This is a genomic window from Streptomyces sp. AP-93 (assembly GCF_022808175.1).
Lineage (GTDB): Bacteria > Actinomycetota > Actinomycetes > Streptomycetales > Streptomycetaceae > Streptomyces.
Genome location: NZ_JALGBX010000012.1, coordinates 101,526 through 117,450, shown reverse-complemented (window position 1 = coordinate 117,450; position 15,925 = coordinate 101,526). Strand labels below are relative to the sequence as shown.

15 protein-coding genes and 2 pseudogenes are annotated in these 15,925 nt (G+C 73.2%); 2 read left to right on the top strand and 15 right to left on the bottom strand.

Translation table 11 applies throughout. The features are described 5' to 3' along the window. Positions 1-122: 122 nt before the first annotated feature. A pseudogene (locus MTF69_RS21035) lies at positions 123-545 on the bottom strand (AAC(3) family N-acetyltransferase); the annotation flags it as partial. Between MTF69_RS21035 and MTF69_RS21030 the strand changes: the two are divergent. Then, positions 531-629: pseudogene (locus tag MTF69_RS21030) on the top strand (DNA-binding response regulator); the annotation flags it as partial. The pseudogenes MTF69_RS21035 and MTF69_RS21030 overlap by 15 nt on opposite strands. A gap of 39 nt (positions 630-668) precedes the next feature. Here the strand turns inward: MTF69_RS21030 and MTF69_RS21025 are convergent. Further along, on the bottom strand, positions 669-1,283 hold the full coding sequence (locus MTF69_RS21025) for a hypothetical protein (protein ID WP_243336487.1): 615 nt from the start codon (positions 1,281-1,283) through the stop codon (positions 669-671). Between the two features lie 280 nt (positions 1,284-1,563). Next, the gene (locus tag MTF69_RS21020; RefSeq protein ID WP_243336486.1) at positions 1,564-2,430 is read right to left on the bottom strand and encodes a hypothetical protein; all 867 of its coding nucleotides are present in this window, start codon (positions 2,428-2,430) and stop codon (positions 1,564-1,566) included. Positions 2,431-2,530: 100 nt separating this feature from the next. Between MTF69_RS21020 and MTF69_RS21015 the strand changes: the two genes are divergently transcribed. After that, positions 2,531-4,390, top strand: a complete 1,860-nt coding sequence (locus MTF69_RS21015) for a serine protease (protein WP_243336485.1) — start codon at positions 2,531-2,533, stop codon at positions 4,388-4,390. 81 nt (positions 4,391-4,471) lie between these two features. Here MTF69_RS21015 and MTF69_RS21010 read toward each other — a convergent pair whose 3' ends face one another. From MTF69_RS21010 to mpaB, 12 genes are all read right to left on the bottom strand, one after another. Then, the gene (locus MTF69_RS21010; RefSeq protein ID WP_243336484.1) at positions 4,472-4,720 is read right to left on the bottom strand and encodes a hypothetical protein; all 249 of its coding nucleotides are present in this window, start codon (positions 4,718-4,720) and stop codon (positions 4,472-4,474) included. Between the two features lie 31 nt (positions 4,721-4,751). Then, the gene (gene lanKC, locus MTF69_RS21005) at positions 4,752-7,235 is read right to left on the bottom strand and encodes a class III lanthionine synthetase LanKC (RefSeq protein WP_243336483.1); all 2,484 of its coding nucleotides are present in this window, start codon (positions 7,233-7,235) and stop codon (positions 4,752-4,754) included. 32 nt (positions 7,236-7,267) lie between these two features. Further along, a complete protein-coding gene (gene mpaP, locus MTF69_RS21000) occupies positions 7,268-8,911 on the bottom strand; it encodes a daptide biosynthesis intramembrane metalloprotease (RefSeq protein WP_243336482.1) in 1,644 nt (547 codons plus the stop codon). Between the two features lie 93 nt (positions 8,912-9,004). Continuing rightward, a complete protein-coding gene (locus MTF69_RS20995; protein ID WP_243336481.1) occupies positions 9,005-9,745 on the bottom strand; it encodes an ABC transporter permease in 741 nt (246 codons plus the stop codon). After that, the gene (locus MTF69_RS20990; protein ID WP_243336480.1) at positions 9,738-10,523 is read right to left on the bottom strand and encodes an ABC transporter ATP-binding protein; all 786 of its coding nucleotides are present in this window, start codon (positions 10,521-10,523) and stop codon (positions 9,738-9,740) included. The genes MTF69_RS20995 and MTF69_RS20990 overlap by 8 nt, the downstream gene beginning before the upstream one ends. A gap of 169 nt (positions 10,524-10,692) precedes the next feature. Continuing rightward, positions 10,693-10,842, bottom strand: coding sequence for a daptide-type RiPP (locus MTF69_RS20985; protein WP_243336479.1), 150 nt, complete (start codon positions 10,840-10,842; stop codon positions 10,693-10,695). Between the two features lie 63 nt (positions 10,843-10,905). After that, positions 10,906-11,052 carry a daptide-type RiPP gene (locus tag MTF69_RS20980; RefSeq protein ID WP_243336478.1) on the bottom strand — a complete coding sequence of 49 codons (147 nt, stop codon included), beginning with the start codon at positions 11,050-11,052 and terminating at the stop codon, positions 10,906-10,908. Positions 11,053-11,114: 62 nt separating this feature from the next. Continuing rightward, on the bottom strand, positions 11,115-11,261 hold the full coding sequence (locus tag MTF69_RS20975) for a daptide-type RiPP (protein WP_243336477.1): 147 nt from the start codon (positions 11,259-11,261) through the stop codon (positions 11,115-11,117). 82 nt (positions 11,262-11,343) lie between these two features. Further along, entirely contained in the window at positions 11,344-12,549 is a 1,206-nt protein-coding gene (gene mpaC, locus MTF69_RS20970) for a daptide-type RiPP biosynthesis dehydogenase (RefSeq protein ID WP_243336476.1), read from the bottom strand. Beyond that, entirely contained in the window at positions 12,546-13,850 is a 1,305-nt protein-coding gene (mpaD, locus tag MTF69_RS20965; RefSeq protein WP_243336475.1) for a daptide-type RiPP biosynthesis aminotransferase, read from the bottom strand. The genes mpaC and mpaD overlap by 4 nt, the downstream gene beginning before the upstream one ends. After that, entirely contained in the window at positions 13,850-14,677 is an 828-nt protein-coding gene (gene mpaM, locus MTF69_RS20960) for a daptide-type RiPP biosynthesis methyltransferase (protein ID WP_243336474.1), read from the bottom strand. Before mpaM ends, mpaD begins: the two co-directional genes overlap by 1 nt. Continuing rightward, positions 14,677-15,789: a daptide biosynthesis RiPP recognition protein gene (gene mpaB / locus MTF69_RS20955; protein WP_243336473.1), complete on the bottom strand. Its 1,113-nt coding sequence runs from the start codon at positions 15,787-15,789 to the stop codon at positions 14,677-14,679. The genes mpaM and mpaB overlap by 1 nt, the downstream gene beginning before the upstream one ends. Positions 15,790-15,925: the final 136 nt, after the last annotated feature.

Below are 15,925 nucleotides of genomic sequence, written 5' to 3'. Positions count from 1 at the left end.
AGGCGAAAAGGTTCCAGGAACACGGGCTCACCGCCGCCCGGCAGCCCCAGGCTTCGTACTCGATGGACCGGTCCTGTGGGACGTGGCCCGGCTCGACCTGAAGTCTGACCACCGTCCCGGCGTCAGGCTGTGGCTGCCGGCGGCCGGTTGCCCGGCAGCCAGCCCTCGGCGTAGCCGACCGCCTCGGCCAGGTCGAACAGCCGGACTTCCGCGCCGCCCACCCTGCCCCGTACCACCGGGCGCTCCTTCTCGAAGGCCGCGCCCAGCTCCTCGAAGTCGTCCGAGGAGACCGACGTGTCGCGCACCGTGCTCCAGCGTCGGCCCTGCGATGTCATGACCGCGAAGGAGTTGTCGACCCGCGGCGCCGAAATCCGGTATTCGGCCAGGTGAAAGGCCGTGCAGGAGTCGAAGCCCGCGCCCAGCAGCAGGATCCGCGCCCCGGCTTCCTCCAGCCGGGCCAGCGGGCTGCGCTCGTCCATGGTGCAGACCCTCGCCGCCGGCACGCTCCAGGCGCTCGCGGACGTGGGCGGCGGCGCCTGACCAAGCTGGACCTGAGCGACCGGGTGCAGGTCGTGGTCCTGGCGTACGGGACCGGACTGGTCCGCGCGGGTGGCGGCGGGGCGGCGTAGTCCCCCGCCGCTACCATCCCCGCCGGGCCACGGAGGGGGCTAGAAGCGCTGCACGAACTCGCACGTGCTCGGGACGACGGCGTCCAGGGTGGCCGAGTCGGCCAGCAGCATGTCGAAGTCGCCGGAGTTCTCACCGCAGTTGATCCGGTCGAATCCGCCGTTGCGGCTGAGGATGGTGTCGTTGCCACCCCGCCCGTCGAAGGTGAGGGTGGTGCCGGGCGAGGCGTTCCAGCCGTCCGAGTCGGTCAGCCGGTCGGCGCCGCTGCCGCCGATGAGGATGTCGTCGCCCTCGCCGCCGGCGATGTCGCTCGGGATCGTGGTGTTGTTGGTGGCCACGTCGTCGCGGTCGCCCATCGAGGCCTGGATACGGGTCACCCCGCCCGCCGAGCCGCAGCGGACGGTGTTGGGGTTGCCGAACTGGACACAGCCCTGGCCCGGGGTCAGGGGGTTCGCGGCGTCGCTCACCGTGAGGAATCCGCTGCTGACGCTGAAGGTGACGTTGTTCGACTCTCCCGGCAGTGCGGCGAAGTTGATCTGGCTGCCGCTGCGCATCACGAACGCGGGGGCGGCGGACGCGGGGCCGGCGAACGCCAGCGTCAGCGTGAGGGCGGCCAGCGCGGGGGCGGCGACGCGTGCCGTGCGGAGGATGTTCATGGGTGCTGTCCTTCGGTTGCCGAACGCGGACCGGGTCGAGGGTCCGTCGGTCATGAGCGATACCCAGAGCAACCGTCAGTTTCATATCATCTACCCGCAGTTACCTCGTCTGCCGTACACAAGCCCCCTTCCGGCCGCCGCCGAGCGGGCTAGGCGGCTCCGCCCGCGCTCCGATCCGGTGCGCCGTGGAGATCAGCAGATCCACCCGCGTGTCGGTCGTAGAAACGCAGCTCAGACGAGTGAACTGCACCTGCCCAGACAAACGATCAGTCAGCCACGGTCATCGTGGGCGCCGAACGCGTCGGGTCACGGCGTAGGCCGCCACGCCGGCGGCGCCCAGGGCGGCGGCCGTACCCGCGAGCCACGGTGCACGCCCCGGGGCCGGTTCGGCGGCCCGGTCCCGGCATGCGGGGCGGTTCGGGTCGGCGGGGCCAGCCACCCGGTAGCGGGCCCAGACCTCGTCCCTGCCCGCCCAGCGGACCTCGTACAGCCCCGGCCCGGCGTCGCAGCGGATCGTCGCGGTGGCCGTCACGACCGCCTTGGCCCCGCGCATGACGGCCTTGCCGGTGAACCCGGGCGAGGTGAGGGTGTCGCCGTATCCCGCCGACGCGTCCGAGGCCGTCGGCGTCACCTCGTCGCCGGGCCCGAACGTCCGTACGTCCCAGGGCGACTGCGGCCAGGAGCGGCCGGCGGGCCAGTGCTCCTCCGGCTGTTCGGGGGGAAGGGACGCGACCTTCCCGGGGCAGGCCCCGCGCTCGGCCGCGCCGATGTCCGCGACCTCGACGGTCACCCAGGCCTCGCCCCGGGCTCCCTCGGTGGGCCCGCCGGGGCCGGTCTGCCGGACCGGGTAGATCCCCGGAGGGGTGTCGCAGGCCACGGTGGCCACGGCGGTGATGACCCGATCGTTCATCCTCAGCGTCCCGGGTTCGACGAAGATCTCGGAGACCACCCGGTTGCCGTTCTTCCCGGGCAGGGAGGCGGGGAGCGTGAACGTGAGCGGCTCACCGGGGCGCGCGGACAGCCGGGCCCCGGCGGGCAGCGGTGTGGGCTGATCCGCCGTCCGGACCGCGAATGCGCTTCCCGCCGACGGCATCAGGAGCAGCGCCAGCGCGGCGACCCCACCCGCTGCGATCTTCGTCCTGCCCATGTGATCTCTTTTCTCGTCTACCGACGATCTTGCGGCACGGATGGTCCGGCGCTTCAGATTTCGCGCTTCGCGCGGTCACCCCGTACAGAAAGTAGGTTCTTTGAGATCCAGATGGTTCACCGCCTTCGCCGTCGGCGTGATGGCGGCTGCGGTGAGTACCGGTCCCGCGCTCGCCGCGACCGTCTCTCCGAGCGCCACCGCCGAGCCCGGCACCAGCCCGCTGCCGCCGTCGTCCTCCGCCAGGGTCAGCGCCGAAGAGGCGTTCTGGACGGCCGAGCGCATGGCCGCCGCCGTGCCCGTCGACGACGCGCGGGGACGGGGTACGGTCGGCGGGCCGGCCGGCCCGCAGAACCGGACCCTGTCCGCCGCTCCGTCCGGCACCCCGTCCGGCACCTACTTCGACGGCATGCCGATGGTGGGGACCTTCTTCTACCAGGCGTCCAAGGTCGGCAACGCCGACACCTCCTGCACCGGCAGTGTGGTCCGCAGCGCCGGCAAGAAGATGGTGCTCACGGCGGGGCACTGCGCGGACGACATGGCCGAGCCGGCGAACCACGCCATCTTCGTGCCGCAGTACCGACACGGCAAAGCGGCCGGTGCCCAGCCGTTCGGGATCTTCCCGGTCAAGGCCAACGGCGTCTACACAGACCCCCGCTACGAGTCGAACAGCAAGGCCGCCATCTCCGACCTGGACGTCGCCTTCGCCCTGGTCGAGCCGAACGCCAGGGGGAGCGTCGAGAACGTCACGGGGGCGCTGACCTTCACGCCGGGGAGCAGCTACCAGCACGACGTCACCGTCGTCGGCTACCCGTCCGCCTCCAGCGTCAACAAGGGCCACAAGGCCATCCGCTGTGACGTGCCCACCACCCGGCTGGGCGGCTTCCGCCAGATGCAGATGCTGTGCAAGGGCTTCTACGGCGGCGTGTCCGGCGGCCCCTGGATCAAGGACTACAACGCGGCCGCCCGCACCGGCAAGGTCGTCGGGAACACCGGCGGCTACTACGGCGGCGGCAACGACGCCAACGACTCCTGGGTGACGTACGCGCCCGTCTACGGCAAGGACGCGCAGGACCTGTACAACGACGCCAACGCCGGCCGCGATCCCGGCGGCATCTCCCGGCCGCCCTACCAGGGTTCCGCGGACAGCCCCCTGCTGCCCGGTCTCGGAGACCTGTGGACCCATGCCAGGCAGATCGCCTCCGGCGACTTCACCGGCAGTGGCCGCAGCAGCCTGCTCGTCGTCTGGACCGACGGGGAGGTGACCCTCTTCCCGGGTGACGGGAACGGCGGCTTCCTGCCCGAGCGGCGGCTCGCGGCACCGAACGCGGGCTGGAAGCCGGTCGCCACCATCACCGCCGGCGACTTCACCGGCTCCAGCCAGTTCGACCTCATGGTCCGCTGGGACGACGGCCGGATGACCCTGCACGCAGACGTCGGCTCCAACGGCCTGGGATCCGTCTCCGAGATGGCCCCCTCCGGATCCGTCTGGAAGTACGCCACCCAGATCGCCGCCGGACGCTTCAACGCGACCACCTACGTCACCGACCTCATGGTCCGCTGGTCCGACGGCGAGCTCAGCCTCTACACCAACGTCGGCGCCGGCACCCTCGGTCAGGAGTACAGGCTCAAGGACCCCGACGACACCTGGAAGGGCGCCACCCTGCTCACCTCCGGGCAGTTCTCCGGCCATCAGAAGTGGGACCTCATGGTCCGCTGGTCCACCGGCGCGCTCCACAACTACGTCGGCACCACCACCGCTGGCCTGGGCAGTGAGCGGCCCGTCCACGGCCCCAACGGCACCTGGACCCACAGCGTGATCATGACCACCGGTCAGTACACCGGTGACGGCCTCACCAACGACCTCGTCATCCGGTGGAGCGACGGCGAGACCACCATGTACAAGGACACCCGCACCAACGGTCTCGGCACCGAGCGCATGCTCGTCCCGCCGCGGGCCTGACCCGGCCCGGACAGGGGCGTGCACCCGCAGGCCGCTTGTGGGGGAAGAGCGGCCTGCGGGTGGTCGGGGAGCGGCGGCGCGTCAGCCGCGGATCCAGCCGGTGAAGGCCGGGGCCGACAGGACGGTGTCCAGGGTTTCGAGGACCACCGGGGCCCGGGTGTCGTCCGGGGCGGTCAGGGACAGGGTCGCGGAGCGGGTGGTCATCGAGACGGGGACCACCGTCCACGACGCGGGGAGGCAGGACACGAGGCGTACGGCCGTGGTCTCGGGGGCCGCCGAGGACGGGGCCTGCGCGGTCATGCTGATGCTGACCGTCAGATGGGTGGGCATACGGGGCTCCGTAACGTGCCGGGGGTGGACTTCAGCGGGCGGCCGGGGCGGGCGCCGCCGCCGGGACCGGGGCGGGCAGGTAGGGCAGGACGGCCGTGCGGGGCGCGGTCAGTGCGGCCAGGACGCCGGCGGAGCCGGTGGCCAGGTCCGTGGACAGGCGCAGCAGGTGGTCACCGAGGAAGCCGGTGGCGTACGGGTCGTTCTCGTGGGCCACCGCGAACGGTTCCAGGCCGGAGCGGAGTTCGGCCAGCGCCCGAGCAGTGGCCGCCGAGCCGTCGTCCGTGCAGGTCAGCGCGGCGAGGGCGCCGGCGCGGCCGGTGAACAGGCCGCAGGCCGGGTGGAACTGGGACGTGAGGTCGATGAGCAGCGCGTCGTGGACGGCCGTCAGGTACGGGTCCCGGTGCGCGGCGAGGTAGTGGTGGACGGCGATGGCCTGCCCGGCTCCGCCGTGGGCGAGCTGGACCCGGTGCCAGGGGGTGGGCAGCGGCTGCCGGGACAGTTCGAGGTCGTGTACGAGCGCCACGCGGGCGGCGTCGTCCCGGCCGGCGGCGAGCAGGAAGAGGGCCTCGCCGCTGGCTCCGCGGAGCAGGCCGGGGCGTTCTTCCAGGGTGGGGCTGTTGACGAGGGCGGCGGCCAGTTCGCGGGCGGCCGCGTCCTCGCCGAGGTGCAGCAGGGCCAGGCCGACGCCCGCGATGCCGCCGGAGAGGCTGCGGTCGGGGCTGCCGTCGCGCAGGGTGGCGGTGGACAGCAGGTCTTGGGCGCGGTCGAGGAGGGCGGCGGCCTCGTCGGTGCGTCCGAAGTCGTGCAGCACGCAGGCGATGCCGGCCAGTCCGTCGTAGAGGCCCGGGCGCGGGCTGGTGACGGCCCGGGCGGCGTCCGCCAGCCAGTCGAGGTGCGCCGCGGGGACGCTGATCCCGGCGCCGAGCAGGGCCCACAGGACCCCGGCCGCGCCGTTGGCGATGTTGAGGCCGCCGTCGCCGTGCAGGAACTGGTCGGCGTCGCCGGGGAAGAGGCGGTCTTCGCGCTCGGGGGTGGCGCAGGTCAGGATGCCGGTGGCGATGCGCTCGGGGGTGGCCAGCGGGCCGCCGGCGGGCGCCGGGGCGTGTCCGAGGTCGGCGCGGACCTGGTCGGCGTACCCCTCGGGCACCGGGAAGAAGGCGGCGATCTGCGCGAGGAGGTCCTCGGAGCGGTGGCGGGTGAAGGACATCACCGGGGTCAGCGGCAGGAACAGGCTCAGCCGCAGGCAGCCCAGGGCGTAGCGGTCGACGGCGGTGCCGGTGGTGCCGGCGGGGGCGCAGAATCCGGGGGCGCCGATGGCCTGGCCGGTGTGCCCCTCGATGGGGAGGGTGGTCTCCAGGTCGATGAAGGCGACGGTGCCGTCGGGGCGGATCAGGACGTTGTTGGGGTGCAGGTCGCCGAAGACCAGGCCGCGTTCGTGCATGGCGGTGACGGCGGCCTCGATGCGGTCGAGGACGTCCAGGGCCCAGGCGGTGTACTCGGCCACGGGCATGGCGGTGTCGCGGGCGGTGACCGGGTGGAGCAGAGGGTTGCGCTCGGCGGTCTCCTTGGTCAGGGCGTCGCCGTCGACGAACTCCCGTGTCAGGAACCAGTGTTCGGCGCCGCGCCGCCAGTCCAGGACCCGGGGGAACCAGGGCAGTCCGTCGAGGGCGGCCAGCGCGTCGTGTTCGCGGCGCAGCCGCTCCACCGCGTCGGCTCCGGCGTCGTCGAGGCCGGCGTGCGGGCGGCCCTCCTTGACCAGGACCTCGTGTCCGTCGCGGGTGTCGGTGGCGCGGTAGACGCCGCCGCCGTTGGAGAAGTGCAGGGCCTGGGTGATTTTGAAGGGGAAGTCCCCGAGGGAGCCCCCGCGGCTCCGTTCCGCCAGCGCCCGCAGCACGCACGGCGGCAGCTGCAGCCAGGCCGGCGGGCGGAAGGAGGGGCCGCGCACGTCGGGGACGAGGTTGCCGTCGGGGTCCTCGATGCACGGCACGGGGGCGCCGTTCGGGCCGGGGCCCAGCTTCAGCTTGAAGCCTCCGTAGCGCAGGTAGAGGGGGCCCGCGCCCCAGCGCAGGTCGCTGAGGACGGCCGGTCCCGGGCGGCCTTCGAGGAGGGCGTCGAGCTCGGTCAGTACGGTCTCCAGCTCCGCCTCGTCGCGGGGGTAGAGGGTGATGAACTTGCCGCTGCTGCCCCGGTCCCCGTACTTGCTGTTGCGCAGCATCAGCATCGAGGGGCTGGTGAGGAACTTGAAGAGCAGGGAGCGGGAGGTGCAGTACGCGCTCACGATGTCGAGGACCTCGGGGGCCGTCCGCTCGGTCGCCGAGACGTGGATCTTCCAGCCCTGGCCGGGGAGTTCGAGTCCCGGCGGGGTCAGGACCGTCCACTCCCCCATCGGCTCACGGGTCCACCCGGCGGGGGCGTCGGCGGTGGCCGCCGGGAAGGCGTCGGCGCCGGTGATCGCGGCCGGACGGTCGTAGAAGGGGGTGCCGGGCGGGCAGTGGGCAACGTGTCGCAGGGACATGGCGGGCCTCCGTGGGCGGCGTACGGGAGAAGTCAGGGGAGCAGCGGGCCGAGGTAGGAGACGGCGAACCACTTCCAGAGCGGGTGGTCGCCCGCCTGGACCTCGGCGACGCCGGTGCGGTCCGTGCCGTTCGGCGCGGGGGTGGCGGTCACGCGGTGCAGCGGGTACGCCTTCATCTCCAGCCAGGGGCGGTCACTGGCAACGGGGAGCATGGCGGTGACCGGGGCGAGGACGTCGTGGCCGGTGGGTTCGCCGAGGGTGGCGGTGCCGGTCTGCGGCCGGGAGAAGAGGCCGGACCGGCGCAGGGTGACGGTGGTGCCCTCGGTGAGGTCGAAGCCGCCGCCGCCCCGGGGGACGAGGAGGCTGAGGCTGCCGCCCGGTTCGGTGGTGTAGCCGGCCGAGACGGTGGCGGGGATCTGTACGAGGGTGGCGGCCAGGGCCAGTCCGGCGGTGGCGAGCACTCCCGCGGCGGCGATGCGCGAAGGCCGGGCGCCGGCCGAGGCGGCTTCGCGGACCAGGGTGGCGGCGCCCTTGCCGAGGCGCCACAGCAGGTAGCCGAGCGCGCAGACCATCATGCAGGAGCCGGCGATGCCGAGGCGCTGCAGGATCCCGGACCAGAGGGTCAGGGCGGTGGAGACCAGGTACAGCGGGAAGAGCAGGCAGGCGATGCCGTACGGGACGGACCAGCCGCGGCCGGGCAGTTCGCGCTGGTAGCCGCGGCCGCCGAAGACGACGCGGGCGATGGCGCGGCGGGCGTCGGTCATGGCCTTCTCCCGCAGGTGGGAGATGTCCAGGTGGCTCATGAGGGCGAGGTAGCCGTCGAGCTTGACCAGCGGGAGCAGGTTCACCAGGCAGGTCATGTAGTTGACGAGGCCCACCAGCAGCAGGGTCTCGCGGACCGGTCCGGCGGGGACGGCGAGGGCCGCGAGGGCGGCGGTCCCGGCGGCGACGGCCTGGATGGCGATGCCGGCGAGGGCGACCTGGACGCGCTGGCGGGCGCTGGGCAGCCGCCAGCCGTCGGAGACGTCGCAGAAGAAGGCCGGCGACATGTAGAAGAGCATGAAGCCCATCCGGCTGGGCGTGCCGCCGTGATGGGTGAGGACCGCGCCGTGGGCCATCTCGTGGACGGCGGTGGTGGCGACCACGCCGAGCATCACGCAGGCGTACGCCCACAGGGGCATCGGGCGGGAGAGCGCCTCGCCGAGGGTGGCGCCGCTGGCGGCGAGGGCCAGTACGCCCAGCAGGACGACGGCCGCGGCCGCGCCGAGGACGATGCGGTGGCCGAGCGGGCGGACCAGCGGGGCGAGGCGGCGCAGCATCCGCTCGGGCTTGACCAGGGTGAACTGGATGGTCAGGGGGCCGGCGAAGCGGACCCTGGCCGGCTTCTTGACCGGCCGGCCGTCTTCCAGGAGGTCGGAGTCGGCGAGGCTGCGGACCGCGCGGCCGATGTGGCCGGGGGTCCAGGGGGAGCCGAGTTCGGCGGCGAGCTGGTCGTGGTCGCGGCTTCCGTCGAGGAGGCGGACCAGGCGGGCGAGGTCCTCGCCGGTACGGAAGTGCTTGTGCTCCCCGCGCTGGATCACCCAGGGGGCGTCTTCGGTGAGCGGTTCGCGCACGGCCACGTCGTCGGCGGTGCGGGGCCGCTCCAGATCGGGTGCGAAGGCGGTTTTGGCGGACATGGTGGAAGCACCTCGGATCAGGGGGGCGGTGAGGACGTGTCCGGTGGGCCGGGGCCGGACGGACCGGTTCTGCCTGGGGCGCTGGACACGCCCTTACGCGATGTCGCGGGTGCGGACCAGGTGGCGGCCGGCGACCAGGGCGGCGGCGAGCCAGGCGGCGATCACCGCGTACGCCCAGGGCAGCGAGAGCAGGTCCGGCTTCACGTCGCGGTAGACGGAGCTCATCGCGATGGTCAGGAGGTACTTGGAGACCTCGGGGACCAGCCGCTGCAGCCCGGGGTCCACCAGGAGCGTGAGGCCGATCAGGGTGGCGACGGCGCCGGTCTGGTTGCGGACGATCCAGCCGATGAGCGCGCCCCAGGGGGCGGCCAGGGTGCAGCAGGCGAACACGCCGACCAGGATGAGGGCGGTCTCGCCGTCGGCGGCGGCCTCCAGGCCGAAGGGCAGCGGGCCGAGGTAGACGCTCACGGCGCCGAGCGCGGCGGCGATCAGGCCGAAGGCGGCTCCGGCGGCGGTGGCGACGGCGAGCTTCGCGCCGAAGAGGCGGGAGCGGGAGCCGGCCAGGAGCGCGGAGCGGACCATGGTGCCGGAGGCGTAGTCCCGGGTGACGTGGACGGCGCCGAAGACGGCCGCCAGCAGGAACATCATCATCCAGGAACGGGCCACGTCCTGGCCGACGGCCAGGGAGGTGGACCCCTCCGCGATGGCCTTCTCGCCTCCGGAGACGTATCCGAAGGTGGTGATCAGGCACAACCAGGCTCCCGCGAGCGGCAGGGCCCACCAGGCGCGGCCGGTCAGGGCCTTGCGGGTTTCGCCGGCGATGAGGTTACGCACGGGAGTAGTTCCTTTCCGGGGTACGGGTGCCTGCGGCGGCGGTGACGGCGGGAACGGCGGTGGCGGCCGGGTCGACCAGCTCGAAGAAGCGGTCCTCCAGGCGGGCGGCGCCGTGGCCGGTGAGGTCGTCGAGGGTGCCCGCGTAGCGCAGGGAGTGCTGCATGATCACGACGTCGTCGACGGTCTGCTCCAGCTCGGCGAGCTGGTGGCTGGAGACGATGACGGTGCGGCCGCCCAGGGCCAGGGTGCGCAGGGTGGCGCGCAGCCAGCGGATGCCGTCCGGGTCGAGGCCGTTGGCCGGCTCGTCGAGGATGAGGATCTCCGGGTCGGCGAGCAGGGCGGTGGCCAGGGCCAGGCGCTGGCGCATGCCCGTGGAGCAGCCCTTGACCGGGCGGTCGGCGGCGTAGTCGAGGCCGGTGTACTCCATGACCTGGTCGGCGCGGCCGGCGGGCAGGCCCAGCACGGTGCACCAGATGCGCAGTTCGCCGCGGACGGTGGCGCCGGTGACGCCGCCCATGCCGTCCATGCTGACTCCGATGCGGTGGGCCGCGTCGGGGAGTTCGGCGTACGGCTTGCCGAGGATGGTCGCGGTGCCGGCGGTCGGGGTGGCGAGGCCCAGCAGCATCCGCAGGGTGGTGGTCTTGCCGGCGCCGTTGCGGCCCAGGAGGCCGGTGACGCGGCCGGCGCGGATGTCCACGGTCAGGGCGTCGACGGCGCGCAGGCCCTTGTACGTCTTGGTGAGACCGTTCAACGAGACGGCCGGGTCGCTGCTGCTCATCGCTGCCGCGTCCTTTCCGGGGTGTGCCGGGTGTGTGGGTGGTGCGGTGGTTCGGTGGTGCGGTGGTGCCGAGGGCCGGGCCCCGGCCGGGGGTTTCCCGGCCGGGCCCGGTCCGCATCGATCCGTTTCAGGCGCCGCTCACGTGCGTGCGGGGGCGCCGGGGCGGGGATCAGGTGGCGATCGTCACCGTGGAGATGGCGATGCCGATGGACACGCCCTCCCAGAAGCCGGGGGCCTCGAGGCCCTCGAGCTCCTGCAGGCCCAGCTCCAGGCCGTCCTGCGCGACGACCGCGGTGTTGTCGAACTTCTGCTCGCTCATGGCTGTTCTCCTTCTGAGTGATCGGTGACTGACGAGTGGTGCCGTGTGGGTGGTGGGGCTGGATCAGGTGGCGACGATGGAGACGATGGAGATGCCGACGACGACACCGCCGGTCGTCCACCAGCCCGGGGCCTCCATGACCTCGAGCTCCTGGAGACCGAGCTCCAGGTGGTTCACGTCGGCCGCGGGGGCTTCGAACTTCTCGTTCATGACGAACTCCTTCTTTGACGGATGTACGAGGGGTGGAGCGGGTGGCGCTGATCAGGGTCGGATCAGGTCATGACCACCGAGACGAGGGAGATGCCGACGACGACGCCACCGGTCGTCCACCAGCCCGGGGCCTCCATGACCTCGAGCTCCTGGAGACCGAGCTCCAGGTGGTTCACATCGGCGGCAACGTCGAACGTGTTGTTGTCCATGACGGTTTTCCTTATCCGGGAAGCGAGTGGTGCGGTCCCCGCGCCAAGCCGGCGCGGAAGTCTGTGGGTGCGGCGCGGGAGTTCAGGCCGCTTCGCTGAGCAGGGCGTTGACGTCGGCCGCGCGCAGGCCGCCGAGCATCGGGAGGCCCGCGCCCCAGGCCCGTACGGTCCTGCGGGCCACCGCGTCGAGCAGCTGCGGGGTGACGGCGATGTCGCGGACGATGCCCCAGCGGTTCATCAGGGCGCTGATGCCTGCAACCGGCTCGGCGGGCAGCGGGTCGCCGCTGCTGTCGGCCGAGCGGAGCAGTTCCCAGATCCCCCGCAGGCGAGCGGCGGAGCCGAGCCGGGTGTCGCCGGCGAGGACGGCCCGCCACAGGGCCGGCAGGATGGCCGCGACGGCGGTCATCTTGCGGATGCCCAGGGCGCTGGAGAGTTCGTTGGCGATCATCCAGCCCTCGGTGCTGAACAGGTCCCTGCCGTAGCAGAGCCAGGTGGACTGGGTCAGTCCGCTCAGCCGGGCCAGGTCGGTGCGGAGCGTGGCGTCGGGGGCCTGTCCGTCGGCCAGTTGCCGGGCCAGTGCTCCGCCGAGGCGGACCAGCTGGGTGGCGGCGGTCTGGGCGAGGGCGTCCTCGACGGCTCGGTCGGTCAGGTTGCCGACGTAGGGGCCGACGGTGCGGAAGACCGCTTCGAGGGCTCCTTCGATCAGCAGCTCGCCGGGCAGCGTCTCGGTGGCGGCCGGGTCCAGCAGGGCCGCGTCGGGGGCGAGGGCGTCACCCATGACGAGCCGTTTGCCGCTGTTGTGCGGCAGGCAGGCGACCCGGCTGAGTTCGGATCCGGTGCCGACCGTGGTGGGTACGGCGAGCAGCGGGCGGGTGCGGCGGGTGCGCGGGTCCAGGGTGAGCAGTCCGCTGCGGCCCGTGGTGCGCAGGGCCGCGCGGGCCCGCTCGTCCTCGTGGGCCACGGACAGGAGCTTGGCCCGGTCGAGGAGGGCTCCGCCGCCGATGACGGCGACGAGTCCGGCGCCGGCGGTGGCGGCGGCCAGGGCGAGGATCTCGTCCGGGCCTCCGTCTCCGTCGGGGACGATGGTGTGGGTGGTGTGTCCCGCCCGGTCCAGTTCCGCGGTCACCAGGGCGGTGATGCGGGAGTTCGCGACGGCCGGGTCGAGGAGCAGGGCGGTGGCGGGACGGCTCCCCCCTGCCGGGTGGGCGTCGTCGAAGTCCGCCAGCCAGTCGCTGAGCCCTTCGGGGCCGATGAGCAGCCGGGTGGATCCGGACCAGGCGATGTTCACCGCAGTCCTCCGGAGAAGCTTTCGACTCCGGTGCGGACGGCTTCCATGAGGGCGTCGATCTCGGCGTCCGTCGCGGTGAGCGGCGGCATGATCTGGATGCCGTGGACGCCGGCGTGGACGATGGCGCCCGCCGCACGGATGGCGGCGATCAGGTCGAGGACCCGGGCCTGCGGCAGCGGTTCGCCGTCGGCCGTGAGGAGACGGAGGGAGCGGAAGAGGCCGCGGCCGTCGTGGGAGTCGAAGAGGGGGTGTTCGGCGACGAGCCGGTCCAGGTGGGCGCCGAGGGTCTCGGCGGCGCGCCGGCCCCGGGAGACGGCGTCGAGGCGGCGCATCTCCTCGATGGTGGCGATGATCGCGGCGCAGGTGACGGGGGTGCCGGCCTGGGTTTCGCCGTGGGTCAAGGTGGCGTCGGCTTCGCGGAAGGCGTCGGCGATCGTCCGGGAGACGATGACGGCGGCGGCCGCGCAGGTGCCGTTGGTCAGCCCCTTGGAGGTGACCAGCAGGTCGGGGCGTTCGGGCCACAGCTGTGAGGCGAACATCGATCCGGTGCGGCCGAATCCGGTGGCCACCTCGTCGGCGGCGAGCAGGAATCCGTGTTCCTCGCGGAGCCGGAAGAGGGTCTGGAGGTACTCGTCGGTGAGGGGGACGGCGCCGCTGCCGAGGACGGGTTCGATGACGACGGCCGCGATCTGGGAGCCCTGGGCCCGCATCAGCTTCTCGATGTCGGCGGGGTCGTTGGGGGTGACGTGGCGCACCAGGCGCTGGTCGACTCCGTAGAGCTGCTGGCCGAGGTTCTCGCCGGTGAGGGCGAAGCCGCCGAAGGTCAGGCCGTGGTAGCTGCCGCGCAGCCCCACGATGATCTTGCGCTTCTCGGCGCCGCGCAGGGCGTGGTAGTGCCGGGCGGTCTTCATGACCAGGTCGTTGGCCGCGCCGCCGGAGGTGGAGAAGAGGACGCGGGCGAAGTGGTCGGCTCCGCAGAGCTCCACCAGGGCCTCGGCTGCCTGCCGGGCGTAGGGGTGTTCGTAGCGGAAGACGCTCAGGTACGAGGCGTCCAGCAGGGCCTGGTGGCAGGCCTCGGCGATGTGCCGGTTGCCGTGGCCGAGGTTGGCGTTCCACAGGCCCGAGTCGCCGTCGAGGAGTTCGCTGCCGTCGGCGAACCGTACGTACATCCCCTCGGCGGAGACGGCGCAGATGGCGTCGTCGCCGTGGGCGGAGGGCGGGAGCAGGGAGGTCCACAGGGCCGGGTGGCCGTGGTCGGGAGCCTCGTCCTGTCCGGTCAGGGTGGGCAGGGCGGTGGTCATCACAGGGCCTCGGCTTCCAGGAGGACGTCGTGGTGGCGGCCGCCGCCGGGGATGGGCGTGGTGGAGCGGATGTCGAAGCCGGCGGCTTCGAGCTCGGCGACCAGCAGCGGTGCGGGCATCACGCCGATGGTGGTGGTGGCGACGTGGACGGGGCCTTCGGCCGGCGGGTCCGCGGGGATGACGGTGACCGTGCGGGAGCTGTTGCCCGAGGTCCACTGTTCGATCATCCGGTAGGAGCGGCCGGTGATCTCGCCGGGGGCGAGGATCTCGCTCTCGTCGCTGCCGTCGTCGGCGGCGTCCACCTCGACGGTGGTGAGCAGGAACCTGCCGCCGGGCGCCAGGTGTTCCCGTACGCACCGGTAGAGGCCGGGGCGGGCCTCCGGCGGGAGGAGGGAGATGGAGGTGGTGCCGAGGACGACGGCGCCGAAGCGGCGGCCGAGCGAGAAGTCGCTCATGTCGGCCTGGACGGGGGTGCAGCGGCCCCGCAGCGAGGCCGGGGTGGCGGCGAGCCGTTCCCGGAGCAGTCCGATCATGTGGCCGGACAGTTCGAGGGCGGTGACCTCGCGGCCGAGGGCCAGGAAGGGGAAGGTCAGCCGGCCGGAGCCGGCGGCCAGGTCGAGGACCGGGCCGGGGATGCGGCGCAGGGTGGTGAGGAGTTCGCGGACCTCGTGCGGGGTGGTGCCGGCGATGTCGTGGTAGACGGGGGCGCCGGCTTCGTCGTAGAGGTCGCACAGGACGGCCCGGTCTCCGAGTTCGGCGACGGCCTCGGCGGCGCGGCCGGCGAGGCCGGTGCCCGCGGCGGCGGGGCTGAGCAGCATGGCGCCCATCAGCGGGTCGCTCCTTCCGTGGCGGCAGAGGTGGCGGCGGCGGCCCGGGCGGCGGTGCGGGTGGCCGTACGGGGGGCGGCGGACTCGGTGAGGGGCAGTCCGATGCCGGAGAAGTAGGCGGCGACGGCGTCGACGGTGGCCGGGTCGGCGTAGTCGGCGGCGGCCCGGGCGGCGCCGGTGACGAGCAGGGCTTCGGCGGCCTGGGCGGCGCCCGGGGAGAGGGCGATGGTGCGGCGGTCCCCGGGGTGGTGGATCAGGGCCTGTTCGGCGTTGAAGAGCAGCACCGGGGTGTCGCCTGAGGTGTCCTGAGGGGCGGCGTGGGCGGCGAGGGCGGGGACGAGGCGGCCGCCGAAGCCGGAGACGCGGGGCTGTTCGAGGCCTCGGGTGACGGCTTCGCGGATGGCGCCGACGGCGGCCAGGTAGCGGGAGATCCAGGGCCGGGCGGCGAGCTGCTCGCGGCGCAGGTCCTCGTCGAGTACGCCGGCCAGGGCGCCGGTGGAGTCCTCCCAGGCCCGGTGCAGTTCGGCGGCGGGGGCGCCGACGGGGCCGAGGGGTGTGGCGCCGGGGGCGACGCTGACGGAGCCGTCGGCGGCGACGTAGAGGCGCAGGGCCGGGCCGTCGCCGGCGCCGGCGCCGCCGAGGGATCCGAGGTCGGCGAGCTGGACGGAGGGGTGGGTCAGGAAGGCGGAGAACTCGCCGTCGTTCAGGGCCCGGTCGGCGTCCTCCAGGAAGGCCTGGAAGTCGGCTTCCTCGACGATGCGGACCAGGGTGGGTCCGAGGACGGAGAGGTAGGGGGTGATCGAGTAGGCCTGCACCTGGAGGTAGAAGTCGGGGTGCAGTCCGGCCTCCGCGCCGGGTTCGCCCAGCGAGCCCTGCCAGACGATGACCTGGGCGCCGGTGGCCTCGTGCGGCTCGGGCTCTGCGGTCGGTTCGTCCCCGGGGACCAGGACGACGGTGCCGGGGCCGGCCACTCCGCTGCCGAGCAGGGCGTCGAGGTGGGCGGCGTCCTCCAGGACGACCGTCGCGGTGAACGGCGGGCGGGGGGCGAGTGCGGCCAGGGGGCGTCCGGTGCCCCACTGCAAGGCGTGGGCCTTGACCGAAGTGAGTGTCATGAACATGCCTAACGTGAGTGCGTGGGTGGACGCGGGCGCCTGATGACGCGGAGCTGGAGGGGGATCGGCCGGGCGGCCGGAAGTCTGCGGGGGTGCGTGCGGGCAGAGGGTGCCGGCGAGCGGAGGTACGGGAGTG

Excerpts from the sequence above, each read along its gene's own strand:
- MTF69_RS20975 (WP_243336477.1), bottom strand. The coding sequence starts at position 11,261 with ATGGACAACAACACGTTCGACGTTGCCGCCGATGTGAACCACCTGGAG.
- lanKC (WP_243336483.1), bottom strand. The coding sequence starts at position 7,235 with ATGTCCCTGCGACACGTTGCCCACTGCCCGCCCGGCACCCCCTTCTAC.
- MTF69_RS21010 (WP_243336484.1), bottom strand. The coding sequence starts at position 4,720 with ATGCCCACCCATCTGACGGTCAGCATCAGCATGACCGCGCAGGCCCCG.
- mpaP (WP_243336482.1), bottom strand. The coding sequence starts at position 8,911 with ATGTCCGCCAAAACCGCCTTCGCACCCGATCTGGAGCGGCCCCGCACC.
- MTF69_RS20980 (WP_243336478.1), bottom strand. The coding sequence starts at position 11,052 with ATGAACGAGAAGTTCGAAGCCCCCGCGGCCGACGTGAACCACCTGGAG.
- mpaM (WP_243336474.1), bottom strand. The coding sequence starts at position 14,677 with ATGGGCGCCATGCTGCTCAGCCCCGCCGCCGCGGGCACCGGCCTCGCC.
- MTF69_RS20990 (WP_243336480.1), bottom strand. The coding sequence starts at position 10,523 with ATGAGCAGCAGCGACCCGGCCGTCTCGTTGAACGGTCTCACCAAGACG.
- mpaB (WP_243336473.1), bottom strand. The coding sequence starts at position 15,789 with ATGACACTCACTTCGGTCAAGGCCCACGCCTTGCAGTGGGGCACCGGA.
- MTF69_RS21020 (WP_243336486.1), bottom strand. The coding sequence starts at position 2,430 with ATGGGCAGGACGAAGATCGCAGCGGGTGGGGTCGCCGCGCTGGCGCTG.
- MTF69_RS21025 (WP_243336487.1), bottom strand. The coding sequence starts at position 1,283 with ATGAACATCCTCCGCACGGCACGCGTCGCCGCCCCCGCGCTGGCCGCC.
- MTF69_RS20985 (WP_243336479.1), bottom strand. The coding sequence starts at position 10,842 with ATGAGCGAGCAGAAGTTCGACAACACCGCGGTCGTCGCGCAGGACGGC.
- mpaD (WP_243336475.1), bottom strand. The coding sequence starts at position 13,850 with ATGACCACCGCCCTGCCCACCCTGACCGGACAGGACGAGGCTCCCGAC.